This is a genomic window from Neorhizobium sp. LMR1-1-1.1 (assembly GCF_040675795.1).
GTDB classification, from domain to species: Bacteria; Pseudomonadota; Alphaproteobacteria; order Rhizobiales; family Rhizobiaceae; genus Neorhizobium; species Neorhizobium cellulosilyticum.
Genome location: NZ_JBEGHE010000038.1, coordinates 1 through 12,041, shown reverse-complemented (window position 1 = coordinate 12,041; position 12,041 = coordinate 1). Strand labels below are relative to the sequence as shown.

At 59.4% G+C, this 12,041-nt stretch carries 18 protein-coding genes and 1 pseudogene; 14 read left to right on the top strand and 5 right to left on the bottom strand.

Features of this window, described 5'->3' with window-relative positions; all coding sequences use genetic code 11:
• Positions 1-762 precede the first annotated feature (762 nt).
• The 3 genes from MRBLMR1_RS22705 to MRBLMR1_RS22695 all read right to left on the bottom strand — a co-directional run bounded on the left by MRBLMR1_RS22705 (position 763) and on the right by MRBLMR1_RS22695 (position 2,318).
• Positions 763-1,059: a hypothetical protein gene (locus MRBLMR1_RS22705; protein ID WP_183688326.1), complete on the bottom strand. Its 297-nt coding sequence runs from the start codon at positions 1,057-1,059 to the stop codon at positions 763-765.
• 16 nt (positions 1,060-1,075) lie between these two features.
• The gene (locus MRBLMR1_RS22700) at positions 1,076-1,288 is read right to left on the bottom strand and encodes a hypothetical protein (RefSeq protein WP_183688324.1); all 213 of its coding nucleotides are present in this window, start codon (positions 1,286-1,288) and stop codon (positions 1,076-1,078) included.
• Positions 1,289-1,442: 154 nt separating this feature from the next.
• Positions 1,443-2,318: an alpha/beta fold hydrolase gene (locus MRBLMR1_RS22695; protein WP_500066372.1), complete on the bottom strand. Its 876-nt coding sequence runs from the start codon at positions 2,316-2,318 to the stop codon at positions 1,443-1,445.
• Between the two features lie 434 nt (positions 2,319-2,752).
• On the opposite strand from MRBLMR1_RS22695, the gene MRBLMR1_RS22690 reads away from it, so the two are divergent.
• From MRBLMR1_RS22690 to MRBLMR1_RS22670, 5 genes and pseudogenes are all read left to right on the top strand, one after another.
• Positions 2,753-3,013 (top strand): DUF982 domain-containing protein, encoded by a 261-nt coding sequence (locus tag MRBLMR1_RS22690; protein ID WP_500066370.1) that lies wholly within the window; start codon positions 2,753-2,755, stop codon positions 3,011-3,013.
• 35 nt (positions 3,014-3,048) lie between these two features.
• Entirely contained in the window at positions 3,049-3,492 is a 444-nt protein-coding gene (locus MRBLMR1_RS22685) for a DUF2243 domain-containing protein (protein ID WP_500066368.1), read from the top strand.
• On the top strand, positions 3,485-3,760 hold the full coding sequence (locus tag MRBLMR1_RS22680) for a hypothetical protein (RefSeq protein ID WP_500066366.1): 276 nt from the start codon (positions 3,485-3,487) through the stop codon (positions 3,758-3,760). The genes MRBLMR1_RS22685 and MRBLMR1_RS22680 overlap by 8 nt, the downstream gene beginning before the upstream one ends.
• 370 nt (positions 3,761-4,130) lie before the next feature.
• Positions 4,131-4,844, top strand: coding sequence for an IS6 family transposase (locus tag MRBLMR1_RS22675; protein WP_500066364.1), 714 nt, complete (start codon positions 4,131-4,133; stop codon positions 4,842-4,844).
• Positions 4,845-5,200: 356 nt separating this feature from the next.
• Positions 5,201-5,395 (top strand): annotated as a pseudogene (locus MRBLMR1_RS22670) (DUF736 domain-containing protein); the annotation flags it as partial.
• A gap of 277 nt (positions 5,396-5,672) precedes the next feature.
• On the opposite strand, the gene MRBLMR1_RS22665 reads toward MRBLMR1_RS22670, so the two are convergent.
• On the bottom strand, positions 5,673-6,086 hold the full coding sequence (locus MRBLMR1_RS22665) for a transcriptional regulator (RefSeq protein ID WP_183688314.1): 414 nt from the start codon (positions 6,084-6,086) through the stop codon (positions 5,673-5,675).
• Between the two features lie 385 nt (positions 6,087-6,471).
• Between MRBLMR1_RS22665 and MRBLMR1_RS22660 the strand changes: the two genes are divergently transcribed.
• The 9 genes from MRBLMR1_RS22660 (at position 6,472) to MRBLMR1_RS22620 (ending at position 11,761) form a co-directional block, all read left to right on the top strand.
• Positions 6,472-6,780 carry a DUF736 domain-containing protein gene (locus MRBLMR1_RS22660; RefSeq protein ID WP_133037238.1) on the top strand — a complete coding sequence of 103 codons (309 nt, stop codon included), beginning with the start codon at positions 6,472-6,474 and terminating at the stop codon, positions 6,778-6,780.
• Between the two features lie 142 nt (positions 6,781-6,922).
• On the top strand, positions 6,923-7,183 hold the full coding sequence (locus MRBLMR1_RS22655) for a type II toxin-antitoxin system prevent-host-death family antitoxin (RefSeq protein WP_183688312.1): 261 nt from the start codon (positions 6,923-6,925) through the stop codon (positions 7,181-7,183).
• Positions 7,180-7,596: a hypothetical protein gene (locus tag MRBLMR1_RS22650; RefSeq protein ID WP_500066361.1), complete on the top strand. Its 417-nt coding sequence runs from the start codon at positions 7,180-7,182 to the stop codon at positions 7,594-7,596. Before MRBLMR1_RS22655 ends, MRBLMR1_RS22650 begins: the two co-directional genes overlap by 4 nt.
• 289 nt (positions 7,597-7,885) lie before the next feature.
• Positions 7,886-8,056 (top strand): hypothetical protein, encoded by a 171-nt coding sequence (locus tag MRBLMR1_RS22645; protein ID WP_183688310.1) that lies wholly within the window; start codon positions 7,886-7,888, stop codon positions 8,054-8,056.
• A 299-nt stretch (positions 8,057-8,355) separates the two neighbouring features.
• The gene (locus MRBLMR1_RS22640) at positions 8,356-9,231 is read left to right on the top strand and encodes a zinc-binding dehydrogenase (protein ID WP_500066359.1); all 876 of its coding nucleotides are present in this window, start codon (positions 8,356-8,358) and stop codon (positions 9,229-9,231) included.
• Positions 9,228-9,635: an FmdB family zinc ribbon protein gene (locus MRBLMR1_RS22635; protein WP_500066357.1), complete on the top strand. Its 408-nt coding sequence runs from the start codon at positions 9,228-9,230 to the stop codon at positions 9,633-9,635. The genes MRBLMR1_RS22640 and MRBLMR1_RS22635 overlap by 4 nt, the downstream gene beginning before the upstream one ends.
• Before the next feature lie 24 nt (positions 9,636-9,659).
• Positions 9,660-10,235, top strand: a complete 576-nt coding sequence (locus tag MRBLMR1_RS22630) for a type 1 glutamine amidotransferase domain-containing protein (protein ID WP_500066355.1) — start codon at positions 9,660-9,662, stop codon at positions 10,233-10,235.
• A gap of 53 nt (positions 10,236-10,288) precedes the next feature.
• Positions 10,289-11,128, top strand: coding sequence for an aldo/keto reductase (locus MRBLMR1_RS22625; protein WP_500066391.1), 840 nt, complete (start codon positions 10,289-10,291; stop codon positions 11,126-11,128).
• Positions 11,129-11,419: 291 nt separating this feature from the next.
• Complete coding sequence (locus tag MRBLMR1_RS22620; RefSeq protein ID WP_183688308.1) at positions 11,420-11,761, top strand: helix-turn-helix transcriptional regulator; 342 nt, start codon at positions 11,420-11,422, stop codon at positions 11,759-11,761.
• A 40-nt stretch (positions 11,762-11,801) separates the two neighbouring features.
• Here the strand turns inward: MRBLMR1_RS22620 and MRBLMR1_RS22615 are convergent.
• Positions 11,802-12,041, bottom strand: a 240-nt coding sequence (locus tag MRBLMR1_RS22615) for a hypothetical protein (RefSeq protein ID WP_500066353.1), incomplete at its 5' end; no start/stop codon positions are given.

Below are 12,041 nucleotides of genomic sequence, written 5' to 3'. Positions count from 1 at the left end.
TCCATGATGGACGAAGATGGGTGCGGCATCTGCGAGGGATGCCTTGCTCCGTAAGCCAAGAACTGGAGCCGGCTCCTCTCATCGCGGTGATCGATCTACAGGGCCACCGCCTCCCGACGCATAGCGAAGGATGCCACCGCTGAACCCGATGATGCGGGGTTATGGAGCTAATCGATAACGAAGCGGCGTCGGCGGCTTTGCGCCATAAGCGCCATTCGGCTAGCCTCGAAAGGCCCTATGCGACGCTCGGATAACATCCGCGGTAGCTGAGCTTGGCGGTCGAGCGTAGGTCAGATTTCGTATTCCCGAATGCAGTCTGGTCGATCAGCACGAATGTGTTGGCGGATGCGGTATCCTCTTTAATTCCGAGCACGTCCGCGGCGTGCAGGCGAGATTTCAGGTAGTCCCAAGGGCATGTTCGCCGGGCTCGGGTTCCCAATGAGGATGCGAGAAAGCGAATGCGGCCTCCTTGCTTTCAAACACGGCCGTAAAGCGTGAACTTCTGATTGCGACGCCATCGAGCCTTCCAGATGTCCTTTGCGGTTGCCTGCGCTATGCAGGTAAGATGTCAGAAGGCTTATGGAAAGTTTGCACTGGGCCCAAAGCGGCCTCCGCGCCAAGACTCTTCTCTGGTCGGACCTTACCTGAAAAAACATCGTCTCCATCAGAAACCCTGCTAGCTGATAGTGATGTCAATTGCCGCAATGGGGGCCGAAAGCTGTCGTTGGTGGCATTTGCTACATAATTGCGAGATGATGCGCTTCAGAGCCGCTCGACTGCAGCGGCCCTGATCACGATTTCGTCCTGGTCCAGTCGCAATTCCAGTTCACTCCTAAAGTTGGCCCACCACTCCTTGTTCAGTTCCGTCGTCATCACTTCGATGACCACGATCCTGTCGCGATCGACGTCACCCTCGTTCTTCCAGAGGCCTTCCGCGGGAGCGTTCACATGCATCGTAACGCCGCCGAACACTTCCGTGAGCTCGTCCCGAACTCGCTCGAGAACCGTGCGCCCTTCGTCGGCGGTTAGCGGAAGAAGAATTTCGATTAGATAGCTCATGTAGGTCTTCCGGCGATCACGCCGTACCGTCTTTCGGCCGTTCGAGCTGCCTCTCGAGGTCTTCCTTCTCGGCCTGCCGGTCGTCTCCGCCGAGGTTCGCACGAACGCGAGCGATTTCTTCGTCAGAGGCCTCGATAGGAGCGCCGGAATCGTCCGGTATTCCGCCGCCGGTCTGAGCGATGGTTTCGTCCTTGGGGCGGTCGTTGGATCCGTTAGTGTTCTTCGTCATAGGATAATCTCCTTCTCGGCCCCAACCACAGTTCCGGTCTGGAGTTCCGAGTCCCGAGGCGGGCTTTGCAGAATGTTTTCGCGGTCAGCACCAGCGATAGCCGCCGGCTGGTGCCCAGGGGACGAATTGCATGCGGGAAGTCCCATGGAAAGTTCTAGGTCTGTAGGAAGATGGCCAATTCTCGGGCGACCGTCTCAGGGTCCTCCCTCTGTGGAAAATGGCCGACATTCTGGAGAAGGATCCTGTCGAAGGGGCCTGAGAACTTCTCGTGCAGGTTCTCGGACAGCTCCGGCGGGTTCACGCCGTCCTCCGCCCCCTGGAAATAGATGCTCGGCAGGGATAGTGATCTTGTTTCCTTGATACGATCTTCGAGCCATGCACTCTGCGGCTCTGGATCGGCCTCGCCCCATCGAACCCGGTAGCTATGAAGGGTGATTGCCACCCAGTCCGGATTGTCGAATGACCGCGCGACAGCCTCGAAGGTCGCCTCGTCGAACCAACCGTCGGGGCCCCAGTTCTCCCATTGTATCCGTGCGAAGCCGTGAGGATCTGCTGCGATCGCCTCCGAGCCGCGCTTGGTCGCCATGAACCAGTGGTACCAGTACCTCTGCGCCTGTTGGAACGTCGGCGTCTTTAGTCCGCCCATCCGGGGCAGAGAGGAAAGGAGCGCAATTCGGGCGACACGGTCCGGCCAGCCGATCGCGAGCGCTTCGGCGATGTTCGATCCCCAGTCGTGGCCGACAACGGAGAAGCGGTCGATGCCGAGGCGGTCGAGGAGGTCTATCGCGTCCATCGCGAGAACGGCCCCGTTTGCTGTCCGCAGTGTTCTCTGATCCCGAAATGTCGTTCCGCCGAAGCCTCGCAGATAGGGCGCTATGAGACGGAGCTTCCGCTCCTGCAGCAGAACCGACATGTCCTTCCACGTGGAGGCGTCATCGGGCCATCCGTGTAGCAGAAGCACGGGATGGCCGTCCCGCGCGCCGGTCTCGTCGAACGTAATGTGCAGGTCGGGCGTGTCGCAACGCGGCATGGTGGCAATCCTTGTTCGAGACGGAACACTCCCGTTCGCTTATCGGAACAAGGAGCTCGCACAGTTGGTCATTGAACTGGGCAACACCGCCCCGAATTCCAAGGGGCGCAAGGAGTGCTCATTCATCATTCCGATCAGTCGAAGGGCTATTGAAACGCAGCCGTGGCATCGTCAGCGACTTCCGGCCTGCCATCGAGAAGATCGCTGAAGTTCTGGCGAAGAACCCCGTCATCGAAGGCGAGGGCGTCCTTTTCGCATCCTGAGAAGAACAGGACATGACGGGGGCGAGGGCCATGGAGGCCAAGCGCTCGGTTCCCGTGTCCCATGCCTGATGTTTCTCTTCTCGCTCCGCCTGTCCAATAGCGGACAGAGCACTCGTGTCGGGAACTTGTGGGCTCGGGAAAGGTTGGCTGATCCCAACGAGGAAATGGCGCATGGAGAAGGTCATCGACGTCGAATTCACCGTGATGTGGAGCTCACCCGTGTTCGTTCATGTCGGCTACGGCATGCCGGAACGAATAGACGGACCCGAGGCCGCGCTGTCGACGCTTCTCCATCGCTGGCCCGCCAACGCTCGCCCGGAGTTCGAGGTCGCCAAGCGACACTGCGTTGAAGCATTGACCCACCATGGCAGCGCCGACCTCGCACGAAGCGCGTTCATCAACGCGGCGGCGGCAGCCAAGGTTCTGACCTGATGGCTCCAGGTCACTATCCCTCGCGAAGTTTTCCCATGTCCGCCGGTATGTTGCTTGGCGTGGGGCTGGGAGGCTTCTTCGATGGCATCGTTCTCCACCAGCTCCTCCAATGGCATCACCTGCTCAGCTCCTGGTATCCCATCAGCACGATCGAGAACTTAGAACTCAACACGTTTTGGGACGGCGTCTTCCATTCCGGGACGTACCTCTTGGTCCTGGCGGGCCTCTTCATCCTCTGGCGTTCCGGCCGCACGAGCCACTTCCGATGGTCGACCATCAGCCTCGTCTCCACAATGCTCATCGGGTTCGGCGCCTTCAACCTCGTCGAAGGGGTCGTTGACCACCATGTCCTAGGCCTCCATCACGTCAACGAAACGGTCCCCCGTAGCCAGTGGGTCATCTGGGACCTGGCATTCCTTGCATGGGGCGGGGCGATGGTTGCCGCAGGCATGCTCATGCTGAGGCGGCGCGATGGCTGAGTTGATGCGCGAAATCCAGACGGCTGTCATCTGGACCGCGTTTCTCGGCTGTTTCGTAGCTTTCACCGTCAGGGGAGAGTTGCCAGGAAAGCATGGAAGAAGCCTGCTAACGGCTGATGCTCCTTACCTATTTTACCCAGTAATGCTGGCTTTGATCCTAGCCGGATTAAAGGGTACTCAACTGAGCTTTATTTTAGTGCGCGCGTATTTTCGAGGGCGAAAGGCGCGGTTTTTGGTAGAGCCGGACGATACGGATCGATCCGGTTAAGCTAACAGGAGCAGAGTCCGCTTTGGCGTATAGTTGCGGTTAACAATCGTAATTGCCACTCAGCGCATGCCTGTCGTCAAAGTCACAGTTGGAGTATTCAGAACGGCCCGCCGCGCTTCGTCAATGTGCGAAGAAAGCACCGCTTACAATAATTCACCTGTTCCCACTTTTCCGCTTTATCGAAGCGCATCTTCTGCTGATTTGGCTTGGGATCCATTGCTGCAATAAGGAGCGCCTCCAAATCGCCAATTGTCGTCGACGTGTCGTCCGCTACGTCTCGATGCGGTTCGTTCAACGACAGAACGCCATCCCCGCCGGGGGTAGCGTCGGCTTAACGACTTTGTTGTGACCGTGCTGGTATTCAGTGACCATGACCGAGATCTCGCCTGCTCACTTTAGACGCCACCGTTTCCCCGCCGAGATCATTGCCCATGCGGTCTGGCTCTATTACCGGTTTCCGCTCAGCTTTCGTGACGTCGAAGATCTGCTTGCCGAGCGCGGCATTGACGTCTCGTTCCAGACCGTGTCGGAATGGGCTGCGAAGTTCGGTCTCAAATTCGCCAACCAACTTCGCCGGCGCTCGCGAGGCCATTTTGCCGATAAGTGGCAGCTTGATGAGATGTTGGTGACGATCAAGAGAAAGAAATATTGGCTGTGGCGCGCCGTCGATGCCAACGGCTATGTCCTCGATGCGCTACTGCAAAGCCGAAGGAACAAGCGCGCAGCGGTACGGCTGATGCGAAAGCTGCTCAAAGGCCAGGGCGCCACCCCGCGGGTGATGGTCACGGACAGATTGCGGTCCTACTCTGCCGCGAAGGCGGAGCTGATGCCTGGCATCGAGCATCGCTCACACAAGGGTCTCAACAACCGAGCCGAGAATTCACACCTGCCTTTGCGACGACGCGAACGGCGCATGATGCGCTTCAAGTCGGCACGGCAATGCCAGCGTTTCATTTCCACCCATGGCCAGATCGCCAACCTCTTTCTTCTTCACCGCAAACATCTGACCGCAACAGATCATCGAAAGCTTCGCTCTCACGCTATCGCGGCATGGCGAGATATCACCATGTCGATCAGCGCCTGAAACCTGGCCGATGTCGATCACCGTGCCATAGCCAAACTTAAGGCGACGCCCCGGTTGGTGGCGTAAACCAGGGCCTTTTCGATCATTTTCATTTCCGTCCGCCGTCCCTAATGTCCACTTGCGCGCCGCTGGCAACATTTAGCAGCAACGACCTCATCAACGGACAGAGTGAGATCCTAATTTCCGAAATAAACCCTGCAGCCCCGGCTCGCCCACCATTCGGGTTGCGTCGAGCGGAGAAACCCAGATCAATCTTCTCTGGTGAGCCTCAGGAAATCGCTTCTTCATACGTTGCACGTCGACAACTTACACTTCTACCAGCGCAGGAATGCAATCGCCATTGTCGAGCCGCTACCATCGGCACCTTCACCTCTACCGCAAACGGCTTCACCGGCCAGATCCGCACCCTCGCCCTCAACGTCAAGGCTCGCATCGCACGCGTCGAAAATCCTTCGGAGAAAGGCCCGCAGTTCCGCGTCTATGCGGGAACGGCCGAGCTCGGCGCCGCCTGGCAGAAGACCTCCGAGCAAGGACGCGATTATCTCTCGGTCAGTTTCTTTGCGAGTTGGTGCCGCAAAGCAGCGACATCAGCATCGAGGTCGGCCATTTCATCCAGGATCGATTTGGGGCCAGATGCAAGCGCAGGCCCAGCCTCATCGGCCTGGTGTTCAAGAGCCGCCGGTTCTGTGACCGGCGCAATCTTCTTGGCGCGCGTCGGCGATCATTGCCACAGACATTTCAATATCGATCGCGTTCGTTGTCGGCGCGATCGATCGCAGGATCGGCGGCGCCTCACCTATAATGCGAGACGCCGCAGGAAGTCGGATATCAGGACTTGCCGAGGCGTTTGCGCAGATCGGCATTCTCGGAGCGCAGCTTTTCGGAAAGCTCCTTGCGAAGCTGTTTGTTCTCTTCCTCCAACTTGATCAAGTCGGCGATATCGTCAATCACCTCGATCGAAGCGGCAGGGGCCGTCGCTGCAGCCTTGGCGCGCGGCGCGCGGGTGGTGGCCTTCTTTGGTTCGACCGCAGCTTTGTCAGCCTTGACCGGGGTAGTCTTGGAGCCACGCTTCGCCCGCGTTTTCTTGGCCGGCTTTTCCGCAGATGCAGCCGTGGTGTCGATGGTGCTGGCGTCAGCTGCGGCAACCTTCGGCGCGCGCGGCTTGCGGGTCTTCTTTTCAACGGGGGCTGTGGCCGGCGCTTCGGGCGTGGCAGCTGTCTCAATCGTGGTGTCGTCGGCCATCAGTGTTCTCCTCTGTCAGGCGGGCAAGCATTTGTTTCCCCGTGACTTAAAGTCAATGCACGTGCTGTCATTTCAGTTGCAATCGGTGTGTCCGACGCCGCCATGGCTGAATTTCTTCCATCGCGCGACAAAGGCCCGGTCCAGGGCGGGCTCGATGAGGCATGTCTGACCGAAAACCGGCTTCGCCTCGATTGTCCTCCCGCAACGGTGGATTGGAGATTTCTTACCCCGCGCGGCGATCCGCACTCCTCTCCCTCCAAGAAATCCCCAATCCGACGCCTGCCATTGCATTTCGCCCTTCGGGTGCGGGCCAATCGCTCCCGGTCTTGTCGACAGCCATCGAGGCCGCACTGGAGCGGCCCGAAACAGCGAAAGGAATTCGAACATGGCTACCATCGGCACCTTCACCTCCACCGAAAACGGCTTCAACGGCTCCATCCGTACCCTCGCCCTCAACGTCAAGGCCCGCATCGCTCGCGTCGAAAACCCGTCCGACAAGGGCCCGCAGTTCCGCGTCTACGCTGGCAGCGTCGAGCTCGGCGCCGCCTGGCAGAAGACCTCGGAGCAAGGCCGCGACTACCTCTCGGTCAAGCTCGACGATCCAAGCTTCCCGGCCCCGATCTACGCGACGCTCGCCGAGGTCGAAGGCGAAGATGGTCTCCAGCTCATCTGGTCGCGGCCGAACCGGGACTGATGACGGACACGAGGCTCCGCCCACGGCGGGGCCTCTACCTTCATAAATACAGTATACACAGCAAATACAGCATTGCTGTAATTGCTGGATTTCGAGCCGCAGTCTCTCTATAGTGCAGCCTATGACCGCGAAGGAGCGAAATATGGCCAGCCGATCCTATACGACGACCGAACTATCCCGGAAATCCGGCGACATCATCGCCGACGCGCTGCGTCACCCCGTGATCCTAACCCAGCGGAGCAAGCCGCGTCTCGTCATTTTGAACATCGACGATTACGACCGACTGATGAAGAGCGCCGATGCCCGGGCCGTCGGCACGATCGACACAATGTCCGACGCCCTTTTCGCCGACGTGGAGCGCGCTGTCGCGCAATATGCCGATGACGACGAGGTAGGGCGATGAGCGTCTACGACGACATCCAGACCGCAGCCGTCATTCGTTATCCGTATCTTTGGGCCCGGGAGGCCGGCAAGGGCGAGACCGAGGGTCGCAAGGAGCGCCCTGTCGCGGTGGGCGTGCGCATTCCTCGTGCCGGCGGCGATCTGGTCCTGTTCTTCCCGATCACGACCAAGCAGCCCGAACGCGGCCGCTTCGCTTTCGAGATCCCAACGATCGAAAAACGTCGTGCCGGCCTCGATGCCGACCGTCAGCTCTGGATTATGATGGACGAATACAACAGCGACCTGGTCGGTGCCTCTTTCTATCTCGAACCGGAGCCGCCGATCGGTCGCTTCAGCAAGGCATTCTTCCTGCCGATCCTGCGCGAATTCATCGCGCGCCGCAAATCCTTCTCCGAGGTCAGTCGCCACCGCTGAGATGACAGGCCTCGTTTGATCAAGCCCCTGAACCGCATCGAGCGTTTCAGGGGCTTTTTGCTGCCATACGGAGAGGTGGGGTAGCTGCTCAGAATGCACGATGGTGCCAAGTGGCAATGCCGGCCTCAAGGATGAGCGGTGCCCCCAATTTGCTCCACCTGCCCTGACGCGCAGCCTACGCAAATCGGCTCCCCCACTCCCCGGCTCTGCCGGTCGCTTGCGCGATCCTTGACCCCGCCATCGCCTCTCGGACCCGCCGCTCATCTTTCACAAGCGTCAGGAGACGAAGATGACCTACGAACTTGCAATCCAGATCGAAGAACTGCGGGCTGAGCTGCGTAACGCTGTCGATGGTGCAGAGCGCCGTCAGATCCAGGCCGAGCTCGAAATCGCTCAGGCAGAGCTGATTGTCGCGAGCGCCGAGCTTGACGGTGTCGCAGAAAGCGAACCGCCTTTCTGAGGCGGTTTCCATCACCCGTCGTCTTCGAAGTCGAGCTGCCGCAATTTTCCTGTCGATCTCATTTCATCGACATTGGGAATGATGCGGATCGTGTGTCCTGCCGCAACCTTATGCCGGCAGAATTTTCCCCGCCTGCGGCTCCTCGCGCATCAAAATTCAGCCGACCTCAGGTCCTCCGCTGCGCTTCGGCCGTGCGCGCCTTCCCATTGCGCAAGCGCAACGGGGTCCCTTCGGTGCAGCACTCCTTCCCGATCCGCATTTCATCCCCGCGAAGAAACGCAATCGACAGGAGAAACCACATGCAACAGCTCGGTCTGAGTGCCTTCTGCCTGACCACGGCGGACCGGAGCGTCTTCCCGAACATGGCAGGTGCCGCCTACGGCTTTGCCGGCATGGGGCCGTACCGTGGCGGCCAGGCCGATCTTCTACGCGTTCCGTACGGCGACTATAACTGCCTGAAGCTGCCGCCGGTCGCAGAAGCCAAGCAGAATGAATATGTGATGTTGGCCGACATTTTTCCCACTGGCTGGCACTGCACCGAGCTGGCAGGACTTTGCCCAGGCGAGTCGATAGTCATCTATGGAGCCGGGCCGGTCGGCCTTATGGCTGCCCATTCTGCCATGATCAAAGGCGCTAGTATCGTCATGGTCGTTGATCGTCACCCCGATCGGCTGCGGCTGGCGGAATCAATTGGCGCCATTGCCATCGATGATTCCAAGGGTTCTGCCGTGGATCAGGTACTGGAACTGACGAACGGCGTCGGAGCCGACAGGGGCTGCGAGTGCGTCGGCTATCAAGCCCATGATCCAGAGGGCCAGGAGCATCCCAACATGACGATGAACGACCTGGTGAAGTCAGTAAAGTTTACCGGCGGCATCGGGGTCGTTGGTGTCTTTGTCCCGCAAGATCCCGCACCGCAGGACCCTCTCTACAAGCAGGGCGAGATCGTCTTCGACTATGGTCTGTGCTGGTTCAAGGGGCAGACGATCGGAACGGGTCAGTGCAATGTAAAAGCCTATAACCGGCAACTTCGCGACCTGATCTTCGCCGGGCGCGCCAAACCCTCTTTCATCGTGTCGCACGAGCTGGCGCTGGATGAGGCGCCCGCCGCGTATCAGCATTTCGATGCGCGTGATGACGGCTGGACCAAGGTCATCCTCAAGCCCGCCGCATGACAGCCGATCCACTCGGGGCGGCCGCCGGCCGCCCTGTCGCTCCATCGTCTCGAACGTCGAGGAATACCATGCCGATGTACGAATATAGCTGTCCCGCATGCGGACCATTCACGGCGTTTCGGCCACTGGCGGCGTTCCGCGAACCATGCGCCTGCCCGGCTTGCGGCGCCGCGTCGACGCGGGATTTCCTGAGCGCACCGGCCCTCGCCAGCATGGACAGGGCTCGGCGCGGGCCTGCCTCCAACGGCCGCGAAGAGAGCAGTTATCCCGCAGCTAAAGCGGCACATCCTGCGGGTTGCGGATGTTGCATGCGCCGGTCCCCCATCCCGGTTGCTCTGTCCTCGAAAGGCCGCGTTTCACCTCGAGTGGGCCGCCTCGACGCGGATCGTGAGGACGTCACATAGCCGATTTATTGAAAGGAGATCGACATGGCCTCTCAAACCCTCAATGGCCTTACGGTGGCAATCCTGGTAACGGACGGCTTCGAACAGGCCGAGATGACCGATCCGAGTAAAGCGCTAGATGAGGCGGGCGCCGAAACACGGCTCGTATCGCCCAAGGACGGCCAGGTTAAGGCTTGGAACTTCACGGATTGGGGCGAAACCTTTCCCGTCGATGTGCTTCTGGAAAGCGCCCGACCAGAAGCGTTCGACGCGCTCCTATTGCCGGGCGGAGTCATCAATCCCGATAACCTCCGAACGCTGCCAGAAGCGGTTGCCTTCGTGAAGGCGTTCTTCGACGCGGACAAGCCGGTCGCGTCAATCTGCCACGGGCCCTGGACGATCATCGAAGCGGGAGCCGCTCGCGGGCGGCGCCTTACGTCTTGGCCTTCCCTGAGGACCGACCTCCAGAACGCAGGCGCGGAGTGGGTGGATCAGGAAGTCGTTGTTGATCAGGGACTGGTGACGAGCCGCAAGCCCGACGACATCCCAGCCTTCAATCGGGAAGTCATCAGCCTGTTTTCTAGCACACGCGACCAATCCCGGAAGGCAGGTGCCGAATGAGCGCCGCGGGTGGTCCTGCGCCGGACGGACCCTCCTTGCCCAGTCAGGAGGGCATTGAGCGAAGGCCGTTTGGTTTTGCCTCGCGCGAGGTACCGGTGATCGGCCAAGGGACCTGGTACATCGATGACGCGCACCGGCCGACAGCCATATCAACCCTGCGCCGCGGTCTGGATCTTGGCATGACCCATATCGACACTGCAGAGATGTATGGCGGCGCCGAAGTCGTGGTAGGCCAGGCAATCGCCGGCCGGCGGGATGATGTTTTCCTTGTCTCCAAAGTCGTGCCGAGCAACGCCTCGCGCGCCGGCACGGTAGCGGCCTGCGAGCGGTCGCTCACGCGCCTGCGCACCGATCGGGTCGACTTCTATCTTCTGCACTGGCGCGGCCCACACCCGCTCGAGGAAACGTTCGCCGCGTTCGAGCATCTTCGCGAGCAGGGCAAGATCCTATCGTGGGGGGTGAGCAATTTCGATGTGTCCGACCTCGAGGACGCCTGGAAAGCAGGTGGTCAGGGTCTGATCGCTTGCAACCAGGTCCTCTATAATCTGGAGGAGCGCGCGATCGAGCACGCCGTGCTGCCGTGGTGTGAGGCGCATGGCGTAGCCACAGTTGCCTACAGCCCATTCGGCCACGGGAGCTTCCCGGACGCGCGATCACCGCGCGGCTGCGTGCTGGCTGAGATTGCCGCAAACCACCGGGCCACGGCGCGACAGGTGGCGCTTAGATACTTGGTACGGCACCGATCCTTATTCGCTATCCCAAAAGCTTCCACTCCCCAACATGCGAGTGAGAATGCGGGTGTTGGCTCGCTACCGCTGACCGATGACGAACTCAATCGGATCGATTTGGCCTTCCCGCTCGGCCTAAAACCGAAGAGGCTGCCGATGCTGTAAGCCAGAGGTGTTGTCGCTTTCATCAGCGGGATACTACTGTTTTAAATGTTAAATTAGAAAACGTAGCAGGTCGGAGGTTCACATCCCGTCAAGGCGTGAGGGGGTTGGCTGGATCTCGCGAGCAATCCGCCACGACGACGCCCTAGCATCTTCAATGGAAGCGTTGTTCGATGCATGGCGCATATAGCGGGAATATGTTTGATGCATCTTTGATTAGTGAACATTGCGAAAGTGTTTGTATTAGCTCGATGCATAGCGCATATTGCCACTATATGATTGATGGATCGACCAATGCCGGCCACGAAGAAACAGAGCTATGCTCGATATACGATTGCTGCGGTTAGCGTGCTGGGAAGTATGATCCAGCTCGAACGTAAATCTCGCACGATGACGGCGCAGGAGCTTGCCGGGCGGCTCGGCATAACACGCGGAACTCTTCAGCGGCTTGAACAAGGAGATCCCAAGGTGGAACTGGGCCTTGCCTTTGAGGCATGTACCGTTCTCGGCATTCGCCTTTTCGACGACGATCTTGCTGGTATGACGTTCAGAAACGAAGACCTTCAAAAACGCCTCACGCTTCTACCCAAGTATGCGCGTCCACGAAAACAGACAGCGGTCGACAATGACTTCTAAAAAGCCGCAGCCAACAGAAGCGTTCGTATGGGTGTGGCGATCAGAAAGCCCCGATCCAGTGGTCGCCGGTCGCCTTGCAGTGATGAATGGCGAAATCAGCTTCGTTTATGGTCGATCTTATCTCGAAAACCCGAGCTCGGTTGCCCTTTATCTGATCGTGTCCCATGGAGTGGTGTAGCTGGATTTCATAGCCATCGGTGATTTCCGGTAGGGTCGGGTTGCTTAGAGCCAACCTGAGGGACACCACCGATGACCGACGACATGATGAACCTGCGCTCAC

Excerpts from the sequence above, each read along its gene's own strand:
- MRBLMR1_RS22665 (WP_183688314.1), bottom strand. The coding sequence starts at position 6,086 with ATGGCCGACGACACCACGATTGAGACAGCTGCCACGCCCGAAGCGCCG.
- MRBLMR1_RS22690 (WP_500066370.1), top strand. The coding sequence starts at position 2,753 with ATGGAGAAGGTCATCGACGTCGAATTCACCGTGATGTGGAGCTCACCC.
- MRBLMR1_RS22660 (WP_133037238.1), top strand. The coding sequence starts at position 6,472 with ATGGCTACCATCGGCACCTTCACCTCCACCGAAAACGGCTTCAACGGC.
- MRBLMR1_RS22655 (WP_183688312.1), top strand. The coding sequence starts at position 6,923 with ATGGCCAGCCGATCCTATACGACGACCGAACTATCCCGGAAATCCGGC.
- MRBLMR1_RS22680 (WP_500066366.1), top strand. The coding sequence starts at position 3,485 with ATGGCTGAGTTGATGCGCGAAATCCAGACGGCTGTCATCTGGACCGCG.
- MRBLMR1_RS22685 (WP_500066368.1), top strand. The coding sequence starts at position 3,049 with ATGTCCGCCGGTATGTTGCTTGGCGTGGGGCTGGGAGGCTTCTTCGAT.
- MRBLMR1_RS22650 (WP_500066361.1), top strand. The coding sequence starts at position 7,180 with ATGAGCGTCTACGACGACATCCAGACCGCAGCCGTCATTCGTTATCCG.
- MRBLMR1_RS22645 (WP_183688310.1), top strand. The coding sequence starts at position 7,886 with ATGACCTACGAACTTGCAATCCAGATCGAAGAACTGCGGGCTGAGCTG.
- MRBLMR1_RS22630 (WP_500066355.1), top strand. The coding sequence starts at position 9,660 with ATGGCCTCTCAAACCCTCAATGGCCTTACGGTGGCAATCCTGGTAACG.
- MRBLMR1_RS22640 (WP_500066359.1), top strand. The coding sequence starts at position 8,356 with ATGCAACAGCTCGGTCTGAGTGCCTTCTGCCTGACCACGGCGGACCGG.
- MRBLMR1_RS22675 (WP_500066364.1), top strand. The coding sequence starts at position 4,131 with ATGACCGAGATCTCGCCTGCTCACTTTAGACGCCACCGTTTCCCCGCC.
- MRBLMR1_RS22620 (WP_183688308.1), top strand. The coding sequence starts at position 11,420 with ATGCCGGCCACGAAGAAACAGAGCTATGCTCGATATACGATTGCTGCG.
- MRBLMR1_RS22635 (WP_500066357.1), top strand. The coding sequence starts at position 9,228 with ATGACAGCCGATCCACTCGGGGCGGCCGCCGGCCGCCCTGTCGCTCCA.
- MRBLMR1_RS22705 (WP_183688326.1), bottom strand. The coding sequence starts at position 1,059 with ATGAGCTATCTAATCGAAATTCTTCTTCCGCTAACCGCCGACGAAGGG.
- MRBLMR1_RS22695 (WP_500066372.1), bottom strand. The coding sequence starts at position 2,318 with ATGCCGCGTTGCGACACGCCCGACCTGCACATTACGTTCGACGAGACC.
- MRBLMR1_RS22700 (WP_183688324.1), bottom strand. The coding sequence starts at position 1,288 with ATGACGAAGAACACTAACGGATCCAACGACCGCCCCAAGGACGAAACC.